General features: G+C 61.9%; 19 protein-coding genes. 11 read left to right on the top strand and 8 right to left on the bottom strand.

Annotated features, from left to right (window positions below):
• Positions 1 to 220: 220 nt before the first annotated feature.
• The 5 genes from AC3EMD_RS09700 to AC3EMD_RS09680 are packed head-to-tail and all read left to right on the top strand — an operon-like array spanning position 221 to position 4,934.
• Complete coding sequence (locus tag AC3EMD_RS09700; RefSeq protein WP_180264505.1) at positions 221 to 1,309, top strand: ATP-binding cassette domain-containing protein; 1,089 nt, start codon at positions 221 to 223, stop codon at positions 1,307 to 1,309.
• Complete coding sequence (locus tag AC3EMD_RS09695; RefSeq protein WP_012541296.1) at positions 1,302 to 1,931, top strand: ABC transporter permease; 630 nt, start codon at positions 1,302 to 1,304, stop codon at positions 1,929 to 1,931. Before AC3EMD_RS09700 ends, AC3EMD_RS09695 begins: the two co-directional genes overlap by 8 nt.
• Positions 1,931 to 2,599, top strand: a complete 669-nt coding sequence (locus AC3EMD_RS09690; protein WP_004203269.1) for an ABC transporter permease — start codon at positions 1,931 to 1,933, stop codon at positions 2,597 to 2,599. Before AC3EMD_RS09695 ends, AC3EMD_RS09690 begins: the two co-directional genes overlap by 1 nt.
• Positions 2,600 to 2,659: 60 nt before the next feature.
• Entirely contained in the window at positions 2,660 to 3,559 is a 900-nt protein-coding gene (locus AC3EMD_RS09685; RefSeq protein ID WP_023297855.1) for an ABC transporter substrate-binding protein, read from the top strand.
• The gene (locus AC3EMD_RS09680; RefSeq protein ID WP_306464725.1) at positions 3,537 to 4,934 is read left to right on the top strand and encodes an NtaA/DmoA family FMN-dependent monooxygenase; all 1,398 of its coding nucleotides are present in this window, start codon (positions 3,537 to 3,539) and stop codon (positions 4,932 to 4,934) included. The genes AC3EMD_RS09685 and AC3EMD_RS09680 overlap by 23 nt, the downstream gene beginning before the upstream one ends.
• Positions 4,935 to 4,981: 47 nt before the next feature.
• Here the strand turns inward: AC3EMD_RS09680 and AC3EMD_RS09675 are convergent, their stop codons facing one another.
• From AC3EMD_RS09675 to AC3EMD_RS09665, 3 genes are all read right to left on the bottom strand, one after another.
• Complete coding sequence (locus AC3EMD_RS09675) at positions 4,982 to 5,782, bottom strand: phosphate/phosphite/phosphonate ABC transporter substrate-binding protein (protein ID WP_302074050.1); 801 nt, start codon at positions 5,780 to 5,782, stop codon at positions 4,982 to 4,984.
• On the bottom strand, positions 5,775 to 6,761 hold the full coding sequence (locus AC3EMD_RS09670; RefSeq protein WP_008804327.1) for a fatty acid desaturase: 987 nt from the start codon (positions 6,759 to 6,761) through the stop codon (positions 5,775 to 5,777). Before AC3EMD_RS09670 ends, AC3EMD_RS09675 begins: the two co-directional genes overlap by 8 nt.
• 74 nt (positions 6,762 to 6,835) lie before the next feature.
• Positions 6,836 to 8,044 carry an ROK family transcriptional regulator gene (locus AC3EMD_RS09665; RefSeq protein WP_039103940.1) on the bottom strand — a complete coding sequence of 403 codons (1,209 nt, stop codon included), beginning with the start codon at positions 8,042 to 8,044 and terminating at the stop codon, positions 6,836 to 6,838.
• Between the two features lie 214 nt (positions 8,045 to 8,258).
• Here AC3EMD_RS09665 and AC3EMD_RS09660 point away from each other — a divergent pair, with 214 nt between their 5' ends.
• Genes AC3EMD_RS09660 through AC3EMD_RS09640 form a run of 5 tightly spaced genes read left to right on the top strand, consistent with a single transcriptional unit; the run spans position 8,259 to position 13,287 of the window.
• Positions 8,259 to 9,503 (top strand): extracellular solute-binding protein, encoded by a 1,245-nt coding sequence (locus AC3EMD_RS09660; protein ID WP_008804325.1) that lies wholly within the window; start codon positions 8,259 to 8,261, stop codon positions 9,501 to 9,503.
• Between the two features lie 9 nt (positions 9,504 to 9,512).
• Positions 9,513 to 10,421, top strand: coding sequence for a carbohydrate ABC transporter permease (locus AC3EMD_RS09655; RefSeq protein WP_302074182.1), 909 nt, complete (start codon positions 9,513 to 9,515; stop codon positions 10,419 to 10,421).
• Positions 10,411 to 11,250, top strand: a complete 840-nt coding sequence (locus AC3EMD_RS09650; protein WP_032738925.1) for a carbohydrate ABC transporter permease — start codon at positions 10,411 to 10,413, stop codon at positions 11,248 to 11,250. Before AC3EMD_RS09655 ends, AC3EMD_RS09650 begins: the two co-directional genes overlap by 11 nt.
• A 2-nt stretch (positions 11,251 to 11,252) precedes the next feature.
• Positions 11,253 to 12,215, top strand: a complete 963-nt coding sequence (locus AC3EMD_RS09645; protein WP_012967785.1) for a carbohydrate kinase family protein — start codon at positions 11,253 to 11,255, stop codon at positions 12,213 to 12,215.
• Complete coding sequence (locus AC3EMD_RS09640; RefSeq protein ID WP_008804321.1) at positions 12,202 to 13,287, top strand: ABC transporter ATP-binding protein; 1,086 nt, start codon at positions 12,202 to 12,204, stop codon at positions 13,285 to 13,287. The genes AC3EMD_RS09645 and AC3EMD_RS09640 overlap by 14 nt, the downstream gene beginning before the upstream one ends.
• A 61-nt stretch (positions 13,288 to 13,348) precedes the next feature.
• Here AC3EMD_RS09640 and AC3EMD_RS09635 read toward each other — a convergent pair whose 3' ends face one another.
• The 5 genes from AC3EMD_RS09635 to AC3EMD_RS09615 form a co-directional block, all read right to left on the bottom strand.
• On the bottom strand, positions 13,349 to 14,095 hold the full coding sequence (locus AC3EMD_RS09635) for a proteasome-type protease (RefSeq protein WP_008804320.1): 747 nt from the start codon (positions 14,093 to 14,095) through the stop codon (positions 13,349 to 13,351).
• 16 nt (positions 14,096 to 14,111) lie between these two features.
• Positions 14,112 to 14,927: a transglutaminase family protein gene (locus AC3EMD_RS09630; protein ID WP_008804319.1), complete on the bottom strand. Its 816-nt coding sequence runs from the start codon at positions 14,925 to 14,927 to the stop codon at positions 14,112 to 14,114.
• A complete protein-coding gene (locus AC3EMD_RS09625) occupies positions 14,924 to 15,853 on the bottom strand; it encodes an alpha-E domain-containing protein (protein WP_002910835.1) in 930 nt (309 codons plus the stop codon). The genes AC3EMD_RS09630 and AC3EMD_RS09625 overlap by 4 nt, the downstream gene beginning before the upstream one ends.
• Positions 15,847 to 17,286, bottom strand: coding sequence for a circularly permuted type 2 ATP-grasp protein (locus tag AC3EMD_RS09620; protein ID WP_004180417.1), 1,440 nt, complete (start codon positions 17,284 to 17,286; stop codon positions 15,847 to 15,849). Before AC3EMD_RS09620 ends, AC3EMD_RS09625 begins: the two co-directional genes overlap by 7 nt.
• A 182-nt stretch (positions 17,287 to 17,468) precedes the next feature.
• Positions 17,469 to 18,383 carry an alpha/beta hydrolase gene (locus AC3EMD_RS09615; RefSeq protein WP_302074049.1) on the bottom strand — a complete coding sequence of 305 codons (915 nt, stop codon included), beginning with the start codon at positions 18,381 to 18,383 and terminating at the stop codon, positions 17,469 to 17,471.
• Between the two features lie 197 nt (positions 18,384 to 18,580).
• Between AC3EMD_RS09615 and AC3EMD_RS09610 the strand changes: the two genes are divergently transcribed.
• Positions 18,581 to 20,314 carry an alpha,alpha-trehalase gene (locus AC3EMD_RS09610; protein ID WP_023340388.1) on the top strand — a complete coding sequence of 578 codons (1,734 nt, stop codon included), beginning with the start codon at positions 18,581 to 18,583 and terminating at the stop codon, positions 20,312 to 20,314.
• Positions 20,315 to 20,505 lie beyond the last annotated feature (191 nt).

Here is a 20,505-nt window from a genome sequence, read left to right as displayed (position 1 = left end):
CTTTTACGGTGGCCGCTTGAGAGTCATTTGTGTTGCCGATCACAAATCCATAAAACAACTTCCCGGCCTCTCTTCCATAGCAACTGATTAACCAGCTTTTCACTATGCAAATGCAAATAACGTATTTGCCCTCCCCGCAGGCGCTCTGTAGTTTGAGCCAGGATCCCGGCGCCACTTTATCCGGGTCAGGACTTTATTATTCAGAGTGTTGAATTCCGCCATGATTAAATTAACGCATCTTTTTAAAACCTATCCAGGCAGCGCCCAGCCGGCCATTCGCGACCTCAGTCTGGATATTGATCATGGCGAATTCTGCACCTTCGTCGGCCCGAGCGGCTGCGGAAAAACGACTATCCTGCGGATGATTAACCAGCTGGATATTCCCGACAGCGGCGACGTCTATATTCAGGGGGTCCGCCTCGCTGACGCTGATATTATCCAGATCCGCCGCCAGATCGGCTTCGTGATGCAAAGCGCTGCGCTCTTTCCCCATCGTACCGTGGCGCAAAATATCGCGACCGTGCCGCGGCTGGCGGGCTGGAGCAAAGCACGGATCCGCGCGCGGATTGACGAACTGGTGGCGCTGATGTCGCTCGATAGTCATCTGCTGCACCGCTATCCGCATCAGCTCTCCGGCGGCCAGCAGGGTCGCGTGGCCATCGCCCGCGCCATCGCCGCCGATCCGCCCATTTTACTGATGGATGAGCCTTTCGCCGCCATCGACCCGGTGGTCCGCGAACGCCTCCAGGATGAGCTCTTGCTCCTGCAGCAACGACTGCAGAAAACCATTGTATTAGTGACCCACGATATCAATGAAGCGATCCGTCTCGGCGATAAAATCGCCATTTTCCAGGAAGGCGGCGTGCTGGCGCAGTTTGATACACCCGACCGTATTCTGGCCCACCCGGCGAGCGAGTTCGTGCGCCGCTTTATCGGCCCGGAGCCCAATCTGAAGCGGCTGGGCATGATACAGGTCGGCCAGCTGCCGCGTCACGATGTCCCCCTGCTCGACGAAGCGCTGACGCCGATCGCCAGTACCCATCCACCGCTGGCCAGCCCGCTGCGTCTGGTGCTTGACCGCCAGCGACGCCCGTTGCACTGGTTTGATCCGCAGCGGGGTCTCACCCTGCCGGTGGAGCGCCCGCTCGCCAGCAGCCACAGCCTGCGTTTTGCCTATAGCGCGCTGCTCGACGTGGCGACCGGCGTGCTGGTGCATGTGGATGGTGAAGGACAATACCAGGGGGCGGTGTCTCACGCCCTGCTGCAGCAAGTGCTCGACGGCGCGGTGGGGGTGCGATCTCATGATTGACTGGAGCTGGGTTATCGATAACCACGCGATGATCGGCGATCTGCTCTGGCAGCATGCGCGGATGGTCCTGCTGGCCCTGCTGTTCGGCTCCCTGCTCACCGGCGGCCTGTTAGCGATGACCTTACGCTGGCCCGCGACGGCGCAGCCGCTCATCACCCTGTGCGGCGTGCTCTTTACCATTCCCTCGCTGGCGCTGTTTATTTTATTGCTACCGTTTACCGGGCTGTCGCTGACCACCTCGCTGATTGGCCTGACGCTGTACTCCCTGCTGATCCTGCTGCGCAACGTGCTGGCTGGCATGGAGAAGCTGCCGCAGGCGGCGCTGGAGTCCGCGCGGGCGCTCGGCTACACCCGCGGGTTCCGCTTCTTCGATATCGAGCTGTGGCTGCTGCTGCCCTCTCTGTTTGCCGGGCTGCGCATTGCCTCGGTGACGCTGGTCGGCCTGGTCACCGTCACTGCGCTGATCGGCCAGGGCGGGCTGGGGCAGCTGCTGCTGGCGGGTTTTAATCAGGACTTTCTGACGCCGATTGTCGTTAGCCTGGTCCTGAGCCTGCTCCTGTCGCTGGTCTTTGACGGGCTGATTGCCCGTCTTGGCGACTGGCTAACGCCGTGGACCGAATGATGACGCTGCTTCTCGCCACCTTTCACTGGCTAACCCAGCCGGAGCACTGGCTGGGTGACGAGGGCATCTTGCTGCGCCTGGGCCAACACCTTTATTACGTGCTGGTCAGTATGGCCGTGGCCTGCGCCATTGCCCTGCCGCTCGGCATCGCGCTGGGCTACTGGCGCAAAGGCGCCTTCGTGGTGATTAACCTGTTTAATCTTGGCCGCGCCATCCCTTCGTTAGGGCTGATTTTATTATGCATCATCGTTTTTGGCTTTAACGATATCCCGGTGCTGGCGGCGCTTATTGCGCTCTCGATCCCGCCCATCCTCACTAACACCTGGGTGGGGATTTATCACGCCGACCGCCCGCTGTGCGATGCGGCCATCGCGCTGGGCATGACCCCCTGGCAAAGCCTGTGGCAGGTGCGGATCCCCCTGGCGGCGCCGCTGATCCTCGCCGGTGTGCGCACGGCGCTGGTTCAGCTTATCGCCACGGCGGTGGTCGCGGCCTATGCCGGTCTGGGCGGGCTGGGACGTTTTCTGATCGACGGCCTCGGGCAGCGGGATATCCCGCAGGTGATAGGCGGCTCGCTGGTGGTTTCCCTGCTGGCGATAGGCGGTGAACTGCTTTTCGCCCGCTGCGCCGGCCGCCTGGTTCATCGCCGTATTGCCGCGCCTTATTAGCGTGAAACTGACATGACCCCAGCGCCTGGGGCTGATTAACCTGAAAATAAAAGAGGTATTATGAAGCAATTATTTGGCAAGGCCGTCACCGCCCGTCGATTTCGTCTCTCGCTGCTGGCCGCCGGGCTCTTCAGCCTGAGCGTTAGCACCTTTGCCGCCAGCGTCACGGTGGGCGGGGCCAATTTTACCGAAAGCTCCATTCTCGCCAACATCTACGCCAGCGCGTTAAAGAAAAATCATATCGAGGCCAACACCCGTCTCAACCTTGGCAACCGGGAAATTATTATTCCGGCGCTGCAGAGCGGTGAGATCGATATCGTTCCGGAATATCTTGGCGCCCTGCTCAATTTCTATAACGGCAAGACCGAGGCCACCAGCCAGCAGGCCGTTAGCGCTGAGCTGGCCCAGGCCCTGCCCGCCGATTTCACCCTGTTGAACCCGGCCCCGGCCACCTCGATCACCGCCTGGGCGGTACGTGCCGAGACCGCGGAGAAATACCATCTGCGCACCCTCTCCGACCTGAAGCCCGTCGCCCCGCAGTTGGTGATCGGCGGACCACCGGAGCTGGCGGTACGCGCCCTGGGCCTGCCGGGGCTGAAGCGCGTCTATGGACTTGAGTTCAAAGCGGTGAAATCGCTGGACATGGGCGGGCCGCTGACCCGGCTGGCGCTCAATTCGGGCAAAATCGACGTCGCGACGGTCGTCTCCACCCAGGGCAACCTGGCGAAGGAGAAATGGGTGGTCCTCGAGGATGATAAACATGAACAACCGAGTCAGAACGTGGTGCCGCTGGTGCGCAAAGCCAGTCTGACGCCGGAGATCAGCGCCGTGCTCAATGAGGTTTCCGGCAAGCTGGACAATGCCACGCTGATTGCCCTCAACCAGCAGGTGGATCTCCAGCATAAAGATCCGGCAGCCGTCGCCGAGCAATGGGTTAATGCCAACCTCCCCCAACACTGACCGTCACCCCGCCACGGATGGCGTTCAGCCGCGAGTCCACGCTATGTCTACCCGACACATGATCCTGAACCTGTTCTTTTATAACCCGCAGGGGGATTACCGTTTCTCCTGGCGTCACCCTGACGCACCAGAAGCGGAAATATTTACCCTCAACTATTACGCCAGTCTGGCGCGCAAGGCCGAAGCGGCGACCCTCGACGCTATCTTTGTCGCCGACCATATCGCGGTGTGGGATACGGTGCCCAGCGGCCTGACCCACTATGCCAACGCCCGGCTTGAACCCCTGACGCTGCTCTCCGCCCTCGCCGCGGTGACGGAGCATATCGGCCTGATGGCCACCGCGTCGACCTCCTATAACGAACCCTATAACCTGGCGCGCTACTTTGCCTCGTTGGATTTCCTCAGCAATGGCCGGGCCAGCTGGAATGTGGTGACGTCGTGGCTGGAAGAAGAGGCGGCAAACTTCGGTCTGGAGCAGCTTCCCCGCCACGGCACCCGCTACCAGCGGGCCAGTGAATTCATCGACGTGGTCACTCGCCTGTGGGATTCCTGGGAAGATGGCGCGGCGATCTTCGATAAAGCGCACGGATTATTCGCCGATGCCGGCAAGGTGCATCACCTCGACTATCAGGGCGAGTACTTTCGCGTGCGCGGCCCGCTCAACGTCCCTCGCCCGCCGCAGGGCCATCCGCTGCTGGTGCAGGCCGGCTCTTCAGAGGCGGGAAAAGCGCTGGCCGCCGCCTGGTCTGATATGCACTTCGTGTTTATTCACTCGATCGCCGAAGGGCTGGCCTATCGCGAAGAGATGAACCAGCGGCTGCGCCAGCACGGGCGCGATCCGGCCCATTTCAAAATTATCGCCGGGGTCCTGCCGGTGGTGGTGAACTCCAGCGAGGAAAAGGCGGCCCGCCAGCAGCTTAACGAGCAGCTGATGAGCGACCAGATGGCTATCGACCTGCTCTCCTCTTATCTTCGGATGGATCTCAGCACCCTGCCACGGGACCAACCCCTGCCGCCGCTCCCCGATGAAGAGAGCTTTGATGGCATCCGCACGGCGCTGAAGCTTATCCGCCAGTACGATCCGCGGCTCACCCTGCTGGAGTTGGGGAAATTGTTATTACAGAGTTCCGATAGCTGGCTGCTGCTGGGCAGCGCCGAGGAGATTGCCGCCGCCTTAACGGAGACCTGGCAGGCGGGCGCCGCCGATGGGTTCAACCTGATGTTCCCGCTGCTGCCGGGAGACTTTGACCGCTTTGTTGACCAGGTGGTGCCGATTCTGCAGCGTAACGGCGTCATGCGCGATCGCTACCCGCCCGGCACCCTGCGTGAAAAGCTCGGTCTGCCCGCGGTGGAAAACCGCTTCACCGCGCCGTAGCCCGACGTGGCCCGCCCCGGCACAGACCGCTGGCCGGGGCATTTTACCTATAGCTGGCTGACTCCCAGCGCCGCGGCCTCATCCCGCCACGCCAGCAGCGGCGCATAGGCCTCCCGCGGCATATCGCTATAGCCGCAGATCAGCAAGGCATCGCACAGGGGACGATAGCGCGCATCGCTCACTAACTGCTGGAGCGCCTCGCGCAGGATATTCAGCGTCGCCGCCGGAGTGGCGCCGGCGGTGATCAGCGGCAGCCCTGGCGCGGCCGGGCTCCAGCCGATCGCCACCAGGCCTGCCAGGACCTGCGGCTGATGGCGCTGCAGCAGCGCGTAGGTCACGCAGTCGATGGCGGCGATATCGGCGTTTTCCTGCTGCAGCTCGCGCAGCGACTGCCGATGGCTGCCGCTGAACACCACCGCCGAAAAAAATCGCCCCTCCCGGGAGAGCGGCGCGACCATTTTACGCAGCACGTTGTAGCCGGACTGCGAGTGCTCGGCATTGCACGCGGCCCGACGGCCAAAAAAGTCCCCCAGCATCCGATGACTATCCGCTTCGCGGACCACCAACAGGCTGCGGTAGCGGCGCCCTTCACAACCGGGCGCGGCGTAGTGGAAACAGCCCACCGTCTGCACCTCCGGCAGCTGGGTCACCAGCGGGTAGCCGCAGGTCTGGCTCAGCAACAGCGTCGGCTGGCGCCAGTGGTCCAGCAGATCCTCGGGGTCAGCCGTCGGAGGATCTCCCGTCACGGTCACGCCGCGTTCGGCCAGCAGCGACTGCACCGCCTGCCACAGGGCCTGGGTCTGTTGACGGTGGATGGCATACATCGGAAAGGTCATGCGTTCAGCCATGTTCTCCTCCCGCTTGCGCCTGCTCGCCAAAGCCCGGATGGGCGTTCACCGCCACCGCCCGGCGGCCAAAATGGCGTCGCCACTCGCCGTACCCACGCACCAGGAACCCCTGATTACGCTGCAGATAAGCCGTCTGGCGATGCAGATACAGCTGACGTAAAGCGTACCAGGGGACCCCTGGCAGGTCATGATGCACCGCATGGTAGTTGAGATTGAGGAACAGCACCCGCCAGGGGAGCCCGGCCTCGTTGATCACCGAGCGGGCCAGCGGGTCATCCGCGGCGCGGTGTTCGAGAAAAGAGCGCACTTTGGTCAGGGCCAGCGCCGGGTAGCTCACCGCCAGCACAAACCACAGTGGGGAAAAACCCTGCGCCGCCATCCAGGTCAGCAGGCCCGTCAGCAGCAACAGATGCAGACTCCACATGGCGATAGCGCGGCGGTCGCCCTCGCGGAAAGCCCGCAGCGCGCGGTTCAGGGTGTGAATAATATCCATCAGCGGCGCCAGCAGCAGACGCCCCCAGAAGGTGTTGCGCAGGTGGATAAGACGGCGCTGCCAGGCTGAGAAGCGCTGCCAGCTTTCCGCCGTCACATAGTACGATTCGGGGTCGTCCTCGGGGTGCGTCAGCAGATGGTTGCGATGGTGCGCCAGGTGGCTGTCGCGGTAGATGCCATAGGGATACCAGACCGCCAGCGGCAGCGTCCCCAACAGCTGGTTAAACCATGCCAGCCGGGTGGGATGCCCATGGATAAGCTCGTGCTGTAAGGACATATACCAGGTGGTAAACCAGATCAGCAGCAGCGTGGCCGGCATCAAACCCAGCGTCTGCCAGCCCGCCACGCAGGCAAACCAGCCGCCGTAAACCGTCACAATCAGCAGCCATGTCGGCAGCTCGCTGCGCCACAGCCAGCTGCGCGCCAGCTGGCGGATCAGGATGCGCTGTTGATCATCCACATAGACAGCCGTCTTCTTTTCCGTCACTTCCGATACCTTGCCGTGTTGCCTCATTCCCTCCGAAGATGTGAGATAACACGTTAAATAACAAAGTATTTAATTTACTTAGCTTTGCCAAAAAGCGCGTTTGTATTCACCGCTTTCATCAACACCTGAAACTGCGGATTAAATTCATCAAAGATTGGCAGCGCAGCGGCGCCCAGCGCGGCGGTATCGGTGCCGGTCATCCCCATTTTGACACGCTGCGCCGGCAGGTAACGCCCGCGCACAGACTGATACAGCGGCGGCAGCCGCGCCAGCACTTTCTCCAGCAAGGGGGCGGGCATCATACCGCCCACCACCACCGTCTCGGCATCGAAGACGCACTCCAGCAAATTGATCGCCTGACGCAACGGCGCCAGGATGCTGGTGATCCACTGGTCGAAAAGCGCAGCGTCCACCGACAGCAGATCTTCCGGCAGCGCGCGATAGGGGTCGAGGCCGCAAAACTCATAGGCCGCCTGCAGCGAAACATAGCGCTCAAGGCATCCCTCATTCCCGCAATAGCAAGGGCGACCGTTCGGCGCGACCACAATATGCCCGACCTCACCGGCGTTATGGGCATGGCCGGTATACACATGACCATCGGTAAAAATACCGGCGCCCAGACCGGTGCCAATATAGAGATAGACAAAAGAGTTGAGCTGCCGCGCCACGCCGTGAAAGCGTTCGCCAATGGCGGCCACCGTGGCGTCGTTTTCGAGAGTCACCGGCAGGCCGCTGAGTCGCCCGAGCTCCGCCGCTACATCGACCCCTTCCCAGCCGTTGAGCGTCGTGGGTCCCGTCGACGAGATCCCTTCCACGCCAAAGGGCCCCGGCATCACGACCCCCATCCCCAGCACCCGCGACCAGTCCAGCGTCGGCAGCGCACGGATCTCATCCAGCACCTCGGCGAGGCGGGCAAAGGTCGCACCAGGCTGGGGCTTTTGCACCAGAATGAGTCGGCGAAAATGGACCTCACCGGCCAGATCCACCAGCACCACAATCAGCGTCTGATGATCAAGATGGATGCCAATTGACCAGGCGCTGGCGGGATTGAGGCTCACCGGCACCGCTGGCTGTCCACGGCCGCTGGCGCGCCGCGGTTGGTGGCTGGTCAGGATATCCATCTGCTCCAGCTCCGCCACAATATTCGACACGGTCTGTGGAGTCAGCGCGGTCAGCCGCGCCAGCTCGGCGCGGGTCAGCTCGCCATGTAAACGCACCGCCTCAATGATCACCCGGCGGTTATGCACCCGGGCATGTTCAAGGTTTGTACCTGATGTTTTCATCGTTTCCCTTCTAGGCTGGACTGGTGAAATTTTAGCCGGCATCACAGATCTGACAACGACCCGCGCAGGCAGGTCTTCGCGATGGCATACCCTTTGCTACGCTTAGTGCTGGGGCCCCTCGGGAGATGTCGCCGATATTGTCGCCCTGATTAAATCAATCAAATTGATTTAATAAATCATAACCCCTTTCAGTACAGCACAGCGGAGAGCAAAGATGAAATACCACAGCGCACTACGGGTCAACGCCTGTCTGCTGGCGATGCTCGTTATCAGCGGGAGCGTCAGCGCAGCGACCCAGATTAATGCCCTGTTCATGACCCAGGCGGCCTATAGCGAAAACGACATTCGCGCGATGACCAGTGACTTCGAAAAGCAACACCCTGACGTGAAGGTCAATCTCGAATTCGTCCCCTATGAAGCGCTGCACGACAAGATCGTCGCCGCCCGCGGCGCAGGGGGTAACGGCTACGACGTGGTGCTGTTCGACGCGATCTGGCCGGCGGAGTTTAGCCGCTTCGATCTGCTGCAGGATGTCTCCTCACGGATTGCCGCCGACGAGCGCGAGAAGATTTTCCCCGGGGCGATGAATACCGTGGTGTATCAAGGCAAAACCCTCGGCATGCCGTGGATCCTCGACACCAAATATCTGTATTACAACAAAGCCATGCTGGACAAAGCGGGGATCAAAACGCCGCCTGCCAGCTGGCAGCAGGTAATGGACGACGCCAAAGTGCTTAAGGACAAAGGGATTGTTAAATATCCTCTGGTCTGGAGCTGGTCGCAAGCGGAAGCGCTGGTCTGCGATTACACCACCCTCGTCTCCGGCTTCGGCGGGAGCTTCTACCAGAACGGCAAGCTCGATTTTTCGACGCCCGCCTCGCTGAAAGCGGTCACGCTGATGAAAACCTCGCTCGATCAGGGGCTGAGCAACCCGGCATCACGTGAATATCTTGAGGAGGATGTGCGTAAGGCTTTCTCCAATGGCGACGCCGCCTTTGCGCTCAACTGGACCTATATGTACAACATGGCCAACGATCCGAAACAGAGTAAAGTCGCAGGTGATGTTGGCATTGTCCCCGCCCCAGGCGATACCCCGGATAAACCCGGCGCCGTCAACGGTTCTATGGGGCTGGGCATCGCCAAAGCCAGTCAGCATCCGGAAGAGGCCTGGCAGTATATTCACTATCTGACCTCCCAGCCGGTACAGGACAAGTATGCCAAACTGAGCTTGCCGGTGTGGAAAGCCTCGTACCAGGATCCTGCCGTTGCCAAAGGCCAGGAGAGCCTGATCGCCGCCGCCGACAAGTCGTTGAACGTGATGCTCTCTCGTCCCGAAACGGCAGATTACTCGCGCCTGTCAAACACCCTGCAACAGCAGCTTCAGTCGGTACTGCAGGGTAAAGCCACGCCCGACGTCGCCCTCAAGGCGGTCGACACCAGCGCGGCCCGTCTGCGTTAAGGAGGCATGATGCTGAGTCTGCAACGACGCGAGCATCGTCAGGCATGGGTGCTGTTAGCGCCCATGCTTATCGCGATGTTTATCCTCACCGCATGGCCGCTGGCGCGCACGCTGTGGCTGAGTTTTACCGATACCGCGCTGGCGGGAAGCGGCGAGGCGACCCACTACGTCTGGCTGGATAATTATCTTTATGCCCTGACCGACCCGGACTTTCGTGCGGCCTTCGCGCGAACGCTCTATTTCACCGTGGTCTCGGTGGCGATTGAGGGGGCGATCGGCGTACTGGTGGCGCTGTTGTTGAATCAGCGTTTTGTCGGGCGAAATGTCCTGCGGGTGCTGGTGATCCTGCCGTGGGCGTTGCCGACTATCGTCAACGCCATGATGTGGCGGCTTAACTTTAATCCCGACTACGGCAGCGTTAATGCTCTGCTCAGCCAGCTGGGGCTGATTGACAGCTATCGCAGCTGGCTGGGCTCGCCGGATTCTGCGCTGCACGCGGTGATGCTGGCGGATATCTGGAAAAACTACCCGCTGGTCACCCTGCTGGTGCTGGCCGCCCTGCAGTCTGTTCCCGACGATCTGTACGAGGCGGCGCGGCTCGACGGCGCCTCGGCCTGGCGGCGTTTTCGCGCCATTACCTTTCCGGCCATTGTGGGTCCCCTTGGCGTCACGCTGGTGCTACGCACCATCGATGCCTTCAAAGTGTTCGACATTATCTATGTTATGACCCGCGGCGGCCCGCTCGACAGTACCAAAACGTTGAGCTTTTTTGTCTATCAGGAGTCCTTCAGCTACCTGCGCGCCGGCAGCGGCGCGGCCTACGCCATGCTGATGAGCCTGATGTGCGCCGTGCTGATAGCCCTGTATCTGTTTTTGCTGCTGCGTCAGCGGCGCCGGAGTGTTGATGATGAAGCGTAAAGGGTACATCGTACTGCGTTACCTGGCGGCGCTGGCGGTGGCGATCTCGATCCTCGCCCCGATGCTGTGGCTGTTTTTGATGAGCGTCAGCACCACCGCGGACCTCACCCGCGTCCCGCTGGAGTGGCTCCCGCGGCAGTGGGACTTCAGCCGCTATGGCCATCTGCTGTCGCTGGCCCCTGGCGAACCCGGGGCGCTGTTTCTTCCCGCGCTGGGCAACAGCCTGCTGGTGGCCGCCGGGGCGACGCTGGTGTCGTTGTTGCTGGCGATCCCCGCCGCCTTCAGCTTTTCGCGTTATCCCGGCCGCGACGGCTGGCTGTACGCCGGCCTCGGCATCTATATGGTGCCGCCCGTGGCCTTTGTGCTGCCGCTCTATTTTATTCTTGAACACTTTGGCCTGCTCAACACCCGCAGCGGGCTGGTGCTGGTCTACTGCTCGCTGATCGTGCCGTTTCTGACGTGGATGGTCAAAAACCAGTTCGATACCCTGCCGCAGGATATCGAACAGGCGGCCCGGCTTGACGGTCTGCGCATCTGGCAGGTCCTGCTGCGTATCACTCTGCCGCTGGCGAAACCGATGCTTGGCGCCGCCGCGCTGTTCGGCTGGCTGCTGGCGTGGGACGAGTTTTTCTATGCGCTACTGTTCACCAGCAACCTCGCCGCCCAAACGCTGCCGGTGACCATCGCCGGCTTCACCGCTGGCCGCGCCACCGATGACGGGCTGGTGGCGGCGGTGGGCATACTGGCCTCAGTCCCTCCGCTGTTGATTGCTATCTGGTTGCAAAAAACGCTGGTCAGCGGCCTCACCAACGGGGGAAGTAAAGGATAACTATGGATAACACCAGGACACCTGTGCTCTATATCGTGGGCAATTACAATATTGATTTAGTGATGGGAACCCTGACCCACTGGCCTGCTCAGGGGACTGAGATGATGCTCGAGCACAGCGCGCTGCGGCCCGGCGGCTCTGCCGGCAACTGCGCGCTGGCCGCCGCCGCCATGCAGCTTCCGCACTGCACGGTCGGCTGTCAGGGCGACGACGCGTTTACTCCGTGGCTGGCGGCACAGTTTCCCGGCGGCAGCGCACGCTGGCCGCAGTATCCCTGTGAAACTTCGCTGACGGTGGCGATCACCCATCCCAACAAAGAGCGCTCCTTCCTCAGCAACCACGGACATATTACCCGCCTGACCGCCGGGGATGTGTTGAGCCAGCTGCCGGCCGCCGCTGGCGAGGGCGATATCGTGTTGCTCTGCGGTACCTTTCTCTGTACCGGGCTGCTGTCCGACTATCCGCAGCTGCTCGCCACGCTCCGCCAGCGCGGTTTTACCCTTGCCGTCGATACCGGCTGGCCGCCTCAGGGCTGGAGCGACCCGCTGCGTCATGAGGTCGACCGCTGGCTGGGCGACTGCGACTGGCTGTTGCTCAACGACGTTGAAACCCTGCAGCTGGCCGGCCACCCGCCCCTCGCCGCAGCCGCCGCAGCCCTGGCGGCACGGCTCAGCGGCCGCGGCGGGTGCGTGGTAAAGCGCGGCGCCGACGGCGCGGACTGCTGGACGACCGACGGCCATCACCATGCGCCGACCCGGCCAGTCACCGTGATCGATACCATCGGCGCTGGCGACAGCTTTAACGCAGGATTCCTTGCCGCGCTGCTGAGCGGTAAACCTGCGGCAGCCGCGCTGCGCTGGGGAAATACCGTCGCCGCGCAGGCGATCGGCACCTCCCCGCGCCGCTATCCCGACTGGCATACCCTGCAACATCACCTTGAGGAGGCCACCGATGGCCAGTGTTGAACTGATCGATGTCGCCAAGCGCTACGGCAAACAGACGGTGCTCCAGCCGCTAGACCTCACCATCCCCGACGGCAGCTTTACCGTACTGGTGGGCCCTTCCGGCTGCGGCAAGTCGACCCTGCTGCGCCTGCTGGCCGGTCTCGAAACGCTTTCCGGCGGCACCATTCTGATGAACAAGCGGCCGGTCAACGATCTGGATCCGGCCGACCGCGATGTGGCGATGGTCTTTCAGAGCTACGCGCTCTACCCCCACCTGACGGTGGCGGAAAATCTCGCCTTTCATATGCAGGTCAAAAAGGTGGATAAGCAGTTACAGAAAAGCAAAGTGCAGCAGGTCGCCAGCCTGCTGGGGATTGATAAACTGCTGGCTCGCTATCCGCGAGCGCTCTCCGGCGGCCAGCGCCAGCGGGTGGCGATGGGCCGGGCCATGGTCAGAAACCCCCAGGTTTTCCTGTTCGATGAGCCGCTGTCGAACCTTGACGCCCAGCTGCGGATGGAGCTGCGCGCAGAGATCAAATCCCTTCACCAGCGCATCAATACCACCATGATCTATGTCACCCATGACCAGGTGGAGGCGATGACTCTGGCCGATCAGATTGTGGTGATGCGCGACGGGCAGATCGTCCAGCAGGGGGCGCCGCTGGCCATTTACGACCAGCCCTGCAATACCTTCGTCGCCCGCTTTATCGGCTCCCCGCCGATGAATCTCCTGCCCGGTCAGCGCGCCGTGCGCGACGGCCAGCCCGGCGTCGCCTGCGGCGCGCTGTGGTTTCCGCTGGCCGAACGCTGGCATCAGGCCGTGGCGCAGCAGGGCGATGCCCCGCTGATTGTCGGTCTGCGCCCGCAGGATATTCTGCCGGATGCGCATGGCGCGCCGGCAACGGTAAACATCATGGAGGTGACGGGGGAATCCACCCTGCTGCATCTCGACTGGCAGGGTTTTCCGGTGCATGTGCAGGTTGCCGGCAGGGTGGCGGTCGCGGCGCAGCAGACGCTGGGGCTGACTCTCCGCCGCGAAAACCTGCATCTGTTTGATGCCGCCAGCGGCGAGCGGCTGGCGGAGACGCGCTAAGGGCGAAGGGAGCCGGTCATCATCCGTGTGGCCGGGCTCCGGGCGAGGTCGTGTTCCAGGGCTACTCCTCTTCCCGCTCCGCTGGGGTCCAGGTCGGCAGCGTCTGGAAGGTGTGCAACAGCCCTTCGGACCACGCCTTGCGGATGCGGTTGAAGTAGGGATCGCTGTCGGTGATGCGATGCTGCCCGGCACTGCTCAGGCTGCCGCTGCGGTAGAGCAGCGTATCCAGCGGCAGGCCGACGGACAGATTACTGCGCAGCGTCGAGTCAATGGAGATCAACGCGCAGCACATCGCCTGCTCCAGCGGCGTATCGATGGTCAGCACCCGATCGATGATCGGCTTGCCGTACTTGCTTTCGCCGATCTGGAAATAAGGTGTGTCGCGGGTGGCTTCAATAAAGTTGCCCTCCGGATAAATATGGAACAGACGATGGGTTTCGCCGGCGATCTGACCGCCAAGCAGCAGGTTGCAGTTGAAGTTGGTGTTACTGCAGTTCTGCTGGTTGCTGCTGTCGCGCTGGATCACCTCCAGCAGCGTTTTACCGATCAGCATCGCGGCGTCGTAGAGGGAGGTGACCTGCATCAGATTCGGCTCCTGCTGGGTACGGATGCGCGCGCTGAGCAGGCTTATCACGCTCTGGGTGGTGGCCAGGTTGCCAGCGGATTGCAGCACCAGCACCCGTTCCCCCTCCTGATGGAAAACGTGCAGCTTTTTAAAAGTGGCAATATGGTCGACGCCCGCGTTGGTGCGGGAGTCGGAAGCAAACACCAGTCCATCCGCCAGGCACATGGCCACACAGTAGGTCATTGCGGTTTTTCCCGTATTATTGCTGCTGCGCCTGCTGGCTGTGTTCGCGCACTTCAGCGTTGGTTAACATAATCTCCCCGCCGCCGCCCAGCCGGGTGCCCCGTACCGGGCAGGCGTCGAGATAATCCAGCCCGGTCGCCAGCCGCAAATGCTGATTCAGGCGACGGGTATTATTGGTGATATCAAACGACAGCCAGCGGCCGTCGAGCCAGACTTCCGCCCAGGCGTGCATCGCCACATGCTGAGCGTTATCGCTGTAAACATAGCCGCTGACGTAGCGCGCCGGGATCTCCAGCGCGCGGCAGCAGGCCAGAAAAACATGGGTATGATCCTGGCACACCCCCTTCGCGCGGGCGAAGGCGTCGGCGGCGGAGTCCTGCACCTGGGTCGCGCCGGGGGAGTATGGCATTCTTAACAGCAGATCCGCCATCAGTTGATTCAGACTTTCTTCCGCCGCATCGGGACGATAGAGGCGCTGGGCAAACTCACGGATCGCCGTATCGGCGCGGGTTAGCGGCGTACAGCGCAGAAAAACCAGCGGCGACAGCAGCTCGGCCTCTTCATCACGCGTCTCCTCCCCTTCGTCGGCGATATCGACAATCCCGCTGGCGCGGATAGTGATTTCCTTGTGCGGGTTATCCAGCGTCAGCACATGCAGCACATTGCCCCAGCCGTCGGTAGTGGTCACCGCCGCCCCGTCCGGCAGGGTCAGCGTCCAGGCGGTGATAGTCTGCCGGCCGGTACTGCGCGGCGTCAGGCGCAGATACTGGGTGGAAAACTTCACTTCTTCATCGTAGCCATAGCGGGTGAGATGATCGATGACCAGTTTCATAAGGCCTCCAGATAGGTTTGTCTGATGCTGTCGGACAGCGCGTTAATTCTCGCCAGCAGGCCGTTAAGGGTGGTCTGCAGGTCCGCCTGCGCCAGGTCGTCGCGGGTGCTGAAGCGCAGGTCAACGTTGAGCTGATGGGCCAGGCGCAGCGGTTGATAGGAGCGATCGTTGGCGATCTTCTCCAGCTCGCCGACCAGATCGGCAATGCTGGCGCGCAGCGAACGCGGAATATCGTTACGCAGGATCAGCAGCTCCATCACCGTTTCGCGACTGACTGGCTGGCGATAGAGGCTGTTGTAGGCTTCGCGGGCGCTGACCGCATTGAGCAAGGTATCCAGTCGATAGTATTCCCGCACCGGATCCGGGTCGTTGGTCAGTTGTTGATCCTTAATCAGCAGCAGCTGGGTGGTGGCGAAGGCACGCTCTATCAGCGTGCCGATGCCGATAAAGCTCAGCGCGTCGTTGCGCAGCAGCGTGCCAATCACCGCCCCGCGAAACAGATGCACCCGCTCTTTCACCCACTCGAAAAAGCCGTCGCTGCCGAGTTCGCCCAGCCCCTGCTGGCGCAGGGTTCGCAGCTCGATGCGGGTGGCGTTGATGCTCTCCCACACCTCGGCCGACAGACTGCCGCGCACCGCGTGCGCATTGTTCCACGCCATCTCCACGCAGCTGTAAATACTGCAGGGGTTGTTGCCATCGAGGGCAAAAAAGTTGAGCAGGTTGCTCATGGTAAAACGGGCGTGGCGCGCCTGAAACAGCTCGTGGGTCATCGACAAATTCAGCGGCAGCGCCAGATCCCGCGACTGCTGGCTGTGCCGGGGGATCATCGATAATTTCCAGGTCACGTCCAGTACCCGGGCGTAGCTTTCCGCCCGCTCGAGATAGCGGGCCATCCAGAACAATTCACTCGCCGTACGACTTAGCATGATGCGTCATCCTCCATCACCCAGGTATCCTTGGTTCCGCCGCCCTGCGACGAATTGACCACCAGCGACCCTTCGGTCAGCGCCACGCGGGTCAGGCCGCCGGGCACCAGCCGCATCTCCTGCCCGGACAGCACGTAGGGCCGTAAATCGATATGTCGCGGCGACAGACCTTCATCAACGAAGGTGGGGCAGGTCGACAGCGCGAGGGTGTCCTGGGCGATATAGTTGGCCGGATTGGCCAGCAGGCGCTGGCGGAAGGCCTCTCGCTCCTCTTTAGTCGAACGCGGGCCAACCAGCATGCCGTAGCCCCCGGCGCCATGGACCTCCTTGACCACCATCAGCTCAAGGTTACTCAGCACATAGCGCAGGTCCTCTGCTTTCCGGCACTGCCAGGTGGGGATATTGCTGAGGATCGGCTGTTCGCCGAGGTAAAAGCGGATCATTTCCGGAACGTACGGGTAGATTGATTTGTCGTCGGCGACGCCGGTGCCGATAGCGTTGGCCAGCACCACGCCGCCGGCGCGATAGACTGACAGCAGCCCCGGTACGCCGAGCATGGAATCGGCGCGGAAGGCCAGCGGGTCGAGCCAGGCGTCGTCGATGCGGCGATAAATCACATCCACTCGCCGCGGCCCCTCGGTGGTCCGCATATACACCGCGCCGTTCTTAATGAACAGGTCGGCGCTCTCCACCAGCTCGACCCCCATCTGCTGCGCCAGGAAGCTGTGCTCAAAGTAGGCGCTGTTGAAGCGCCCCGGGGTCATCACCACGACGCAAGGGTCATCCACCAGCGAGCTTTCGCGCAGGGTCTGCAGGAGGTAGCTCGGGTAACGCTCCACTGGCGCAATGTGATGCTGCTCGAACATCTCCGGATAGAGGCGCATCATCATCTTACGGTTTTCGAGCATGTAGGAGACGCCGGACGGCGTACGCAGGTTATCCTCCAGCACGTAGTATTGACCGTCGTTATTGCGCACCATATCGACGCCGGTGATATGGGCATAGGTGTTGTTTGGCAGGTTGATGCCCTGCATGCACGGCTGATACTGCTCGTTGGCCAGCACCTGCTCGGCCGGGATCAGCCCCGCGCGCAGAATATTCTGCTCATGATAGATGTCATAGAGGAAGGCGTTGAGCGCTTTCACCCGCTGGCGAATGCCGCGGTCAATGCGCTGCCACTCCCCGGCGGGTATGATCCGCGGCACGCTATCAAACGGGATCAGCCGCTCGGTTCCCTCATCCTCGCCGTACACGTTAAAGGTGATGCCGATACGGTGAAAAAGCAGTTCCGCTTGCGCTTTTTTCTGCCGGATAGAGAATTGATCGGTGTTGCGAAACCATTGCCACCAGGCATTATAGTGCGGCCGCTGTTCACCCTGCGCGGTCAGCATCTCGTCATAATAATGCCCGTCAGGTAGCGTAATTTTAATCATGGCTATCCCCTCCGGTTGTACTCACTTTGTGGTAATCCCGGTAAGAGATAAGCATTAATTATGCCAGGTCATCTACCGCCGCGGCGTTGTGCAAATCTGTTCTGACCCGCCGTCTGATTGTGCAAAAAATCGCCAGAACAGCCGCCCGCGCCCGGCTGCGGTTGCACCGTCGTGAGGCAGCGCTACGATTTTTGCGCCATCGTGGACGCCAGCGCCTTCAGCCAGGCGGCATAGGCCGTGGGCCAGGCGGTCGTCGGCGTTCCCGGGCGCCCCATACCAAAGCCATGGCCACCGCGGGTATAGCGGAAAAGCTGCACAGGAACCTGATGCTGGCGGCAGGCGTCAGCCATCAACAGCGTATTGTGCGGATCGGAAATCGGATCGTCCTGCGCCTGTACCAGAAAACAGGGCGGTGTGGCCGTTGTCACCCAGGTTTGTACCGACCAGGCGCGGTCGGCCGCCTCGCTCGCCTGCGGCCCCACCAGCAGACGATGGGTCGCCGTATGGCTCCAGGGCGGCAGGAGCGTGATCACCGGATAGATCAGCGCGGCGCCGTCGGCGGTGGCGGGCTGGTGGTCCAGCGCATCCTCCGGCGGGTAGCTGGTAAACGCCGGCCGACAGGCAGCCATCCCCAGCAGATGTCCCCCCGCCGAAAAACCGAGCACGCTGACCTGCGATTCCCGGGCGCGGGTCAGCCGCAGGGCCCGCTGCGCATCCTGCAGCGGCGCCAGCGCACCGGCCTGCCAGCCCTCCCCCGGCAAGCGGTAGCTCAGCACATAGGCGGTATAGCCGTGCGCCGTCAGCCAGTGCGCCGCAGGCCAGGCCTCACTGCCCATCTCGATCCGCTGGTATCCGCCGCCGGCCGCCACCAGCACTCCGTGGCCAGTGGCCCGGGCGGGTTGCCAGACCGTCAGCACAGGACGAGGGATATGGCTCAGCGCACCGCGGGCGGATAACCGAGCCTCGCCCCCCGGCCCTCCTCCCCCCGGCGGTTGATCCGGCCACAGCGGCAGCGTCAGCGCCGGAGCAGTGGCCGCCGCGCCCCGCACCGCAGACAGCGCAGCGGCGCTAAATAGCAGAAATTGACGTCGATTCATGACTGGCTCCCGGGCGCGTTGGCTTGCCTGTAAACCAAACCGCTTTGCCGGTGGTTATATCAGAAAACCTGGCAGGTAAATCCTCTGTTTTCGCGCAAAATGTTACCCCTGACACGCGCAGCGGCAGATATTCGTCTAAGGTTTCTGGATGGCCAAACGTCGTGGCCCGCAGTCGATAATGATAAGGAGAACTCCCCATGACGAGTACTGATGCACATCGTCCCGCTGCTTTGCCCTGTACCCTGCGCCTGGCGATCGGCGGCGCCCTGCTCGCCCTGATGAGCCTGAATGTCCAGGCGGAAGACGGCAAAACCGCGCCGCCCCCCTCGCCGGATATTCTGCTGGGCCCGTTGTTCAATGATGTCCAGAGCGCGAAGCTCTTTGCCGATCAAAAAACCTTCGCCGACGCGATCCCTAACAGCGATCCGCTGATGATCCTTGCCGATTACCGGATGCAGAAAAACCAGGCCAGCTTTGACCTGCGCCACTTCGTCGAGCTGAACTTCACGCTGCCGAAAGAAAATGACACCTATGTGCCGCCTAAAGGGCAAACCCTGCGTCAACATATCGATGGCCTGTGGCCGGTCCTGACCCGCAGCACCGTCGAGGTGGAAAAATGGGACTCGCTGCTGCCACTGCCTAAGCCCTACGTGGTCCCCGGAGGACGCTTTCGCGAAGTCTATTACTGGGACAGCTATTTCACCATGCTGGGTCTTGCCGAAAGCGGTCACTGGGATAAAGTCGAAGATATGGTCGCCAACTTCGCCGCGGAAATTGACACCTGGGGCCATATCCCCAACGGCAACCGCACCTATTACCTCAGCCGTTCGCAGCCCCCCTTCTTCTCCTTTATGGTGAGCCTGCTGGCGACGCACGATGGCGACCAGGTACTGAAAACCTACCAGCCGCAGCTGGAGAAGGAGTATCGCTACTGGATGGCCGGAGCGGACGCGCTGGCCCCCGGCAGCGCCGACAAACGGGCGGTGCGGATGGCGGACGGCGCGCTGCTCAACCGCTACTGGGACGATAACGACACCCCGCGCCCCGAGTCCTGGCTTGACGACGTCAAAACCGCCAAAAGCAACCCGAATCGTCCGGCAACCGAGATCTATCGCGACCTGCGCTCCGCCGCCGCCTCCGGCTGGGATTTCAGCTCCCGCTGGATGGATAATCCGCAGCAGCTCGCCACCATTCGCACCACCTCGATTGTCCCGGTCGATCTCAATGCCCTGATGTTCCATCTGGAGAAAACCCTCGCCCGCGCCAGCAAGGCATCCGGGGACAGCGCCGGCGCTACGCAGTACGATGCGCTGGCTAATGCCCGCCAGCAGGCCATCGAGAAATATCTGTGGAATGATAAAGAGGGATGGTACGCCGATTACGATCTGAAAACCCGCAAGGTGCGCAATCAGCTGACCGCGGCGGCGCTGTTCCCGCTGTACGTCAATGCGGCGTCACGCGAGCGGGCGACGAAAGTGGCCGCCGCCGCTGAGTCGCGGCTGCTCAAACCCGGCGGGCTGACCACCACCACCGTCAACAGCGGTCAGCAGTGGGACGCCCCGAACGGCTGGGCGCCGCTGCAGTGGGTGGCGGTCGAGGGCCTGCAAAACTACGGCCAACAAAAGATCGCCATGGAGGTCAGCTGGCGCTTCCTGAGCAACGTTCAGCATACCTATGACAGCAAGCAAAAGCTGGTGGAGAAGTATGACGTAAGCTCGACCGGGACCGGCGGCGGCGGTGGCGAATATCCGCTACAGGATGGCTTTGGCTGGACCAACGGTGTCACCCTGAAGATGCTGGATCTGATCTGCCCGCAGGAGAAACCCTGCGATGCCCTGCCCGCCACGCGCCCGGCGGCGGCCCCTTCCGCGCAGAGCAAGCCAGCCGCCAACGACCCCGCACCGGCGGCAGCGCAAAAAACCGGCGCCTGACGCTTTTCCGGCCCGTCCCTCCCCCTACCAAAATCAGTAGGGGGAGTTATCTCCCTGCTGACAACGTCCCCGTGCAGCCCCGCTCTGCGGCCCGCGGGAAGCACGTCACTCCCCCCATCGCCCTGAACCGGTCACCTTTCGCTTGATCACATAAATACAAACAATAATAATTCGCATTACTTTTTAACGAA

The sequence above is a fragment of the Klebsiella sp. PK18 genome (genome assembly GCF_057784655.1).
The sequence above is the reverse complement of the archived record's forward strand: the minus strand, read 5'-3'. Positions and strand labels throughout refer to the sequence as shown.

What these genes read in the sequence shown, in the direction of transcription:
- AC3EMD_RS09680 (WP_306464725.1), top strand. Translation starts at nt 3,537, where the DNA reads ATGCCAACCTCCCCCAACACTGACCGTCACCCCGCCACGGATGGCGTT.
- AC3EMD_RS09630 (WP_008804319.1), bottom strand. Translation starts at nt 14,927, where the DNA reads ATGAAACTGGTCATCGATCATCTCACCCGCTATGGCTACGATGAAGAA.
- AC3EMD_RS09700 (WP_180264505.1), top strand. Translation starts at nt 221, where the DNA reads ATGATTAAATTAACGCATCTTTTTAAAACCTATCCAGGCAGCGCCCAG.
- AC3EMD_RS09660 (WP_008804325.1), top strand. Translation starts at nt 8,259, where the DNA reads ATGAAATACCACAGCGCACTACGGGTCAACGCCTGTCTGCTGGCGATG.
- AC3EMD_RS09610 (WP_023340388.1), top strand. Translation starts at nt 18,581, where the DNA reads ATGACGAGTACTGATGCACATCGTCCCGCTGCTTTGCCCTGTACCCTG.
- AC3EMD_RS09675 (WP_302074050.1), bottom strand. Translation starts at nt 5,782, where the DNA reads ATGGCTGAACGCATGACCTTTCCGATGTATGCCATCCACCGTCAACAG.
- AC3EMD_RS09665 (WP_039103940.1), bottom strand. Translation starts at nt 8,044, where the DNA reads ATGAAAACATCAGGTACAAACCTTGAACATGCCCGGGTGCATAACCGC.
- AC3EMD_RS09655 (WP_302074182.1), top strand. Translation starts at nt 9,513, where the DNA reads ATGCTGAGTCTGCAACGACGCGAGCATCGTCAGGCATGGGTGCTGTTA.
- AC3EMD_RS09685 (WP_023297855.1), top strand. Translation starts at nt 2,660, where the DNA reads ATGAAGCAATTATTTGGCAAGGCCGTCACCGCCCGTCGATTTCGTCTC.
- AC3EMD_RS09620 (WP_004180417.1), bottom strand. Translation starts at nt 17,286, where the DNA reads ATGATTAAAATTACGCTACCTGACGGGCATTATTATGACGAGATGCTG.
- AC3EMD_RS09650 (WP_032738925.1), top strand. Translation starts at nt 10,411, where the DNA reads ATGAAGCGTAAAGGGTACATCGTACTGCGTTACCTGGCGGCGCTGGCG.
- AC3EMD_RS09615 (WP_302074049.1), bottom strand. Translation starts at nt 18,383, where the DNA reads ATGAATCGACGTCAATTTCTGCTATTTAGCGCCGCTGCGCTGTCTGCG.
- AC3EMD_RS09640 (WP_008804321.1), top strand. Translation starts at nt 12,202, where the DNA reads ATGGCCAGTGTTGAACTGATCGATGTCGCCAAGCGCTACGGCAAACAG.
- AC3EMD_RS09625 (WP_002910835.1), bottom strand. Translation starts at nt 15,853, where the DNA reads ATGCTAAGTCGTACGGCGAGTGAATTGTTCTGGATGGCCCGCTATCTC.
- AC3EMD_RS09690 (WP_004203269.1), top strand. Translation starts at nt 1,931, where the DNA reads ATGACGCTGCTTCTCGCCACCTTTCACTGGCTAACCCAGCCGGAGCAC.
- AC3EMD_RS09645 (WP_012967785.1), top strand. Translation starts at nt 11,253, where the DNA reads ATGGATAACACCAGGACACCTGTGCTCTATATCGTGGGCAATTACAAT.
- AC3EMD_RS09695 (WP_012541296.1), top strand. Translation starts at nt 1,302, where the DNA reads ATGATTGACTGGAGCTGGGTTATCGATAACCACGCGATGATCGGCGAT.
- AC3EMD_RS09635 (WP_008804320.1), bottom strand. Translation starts at nt 14,095, where the DNA reads ATGACCTACTGTGTGGCCATGTGCCTGGCGGATGGACTGGTGTTTGCT.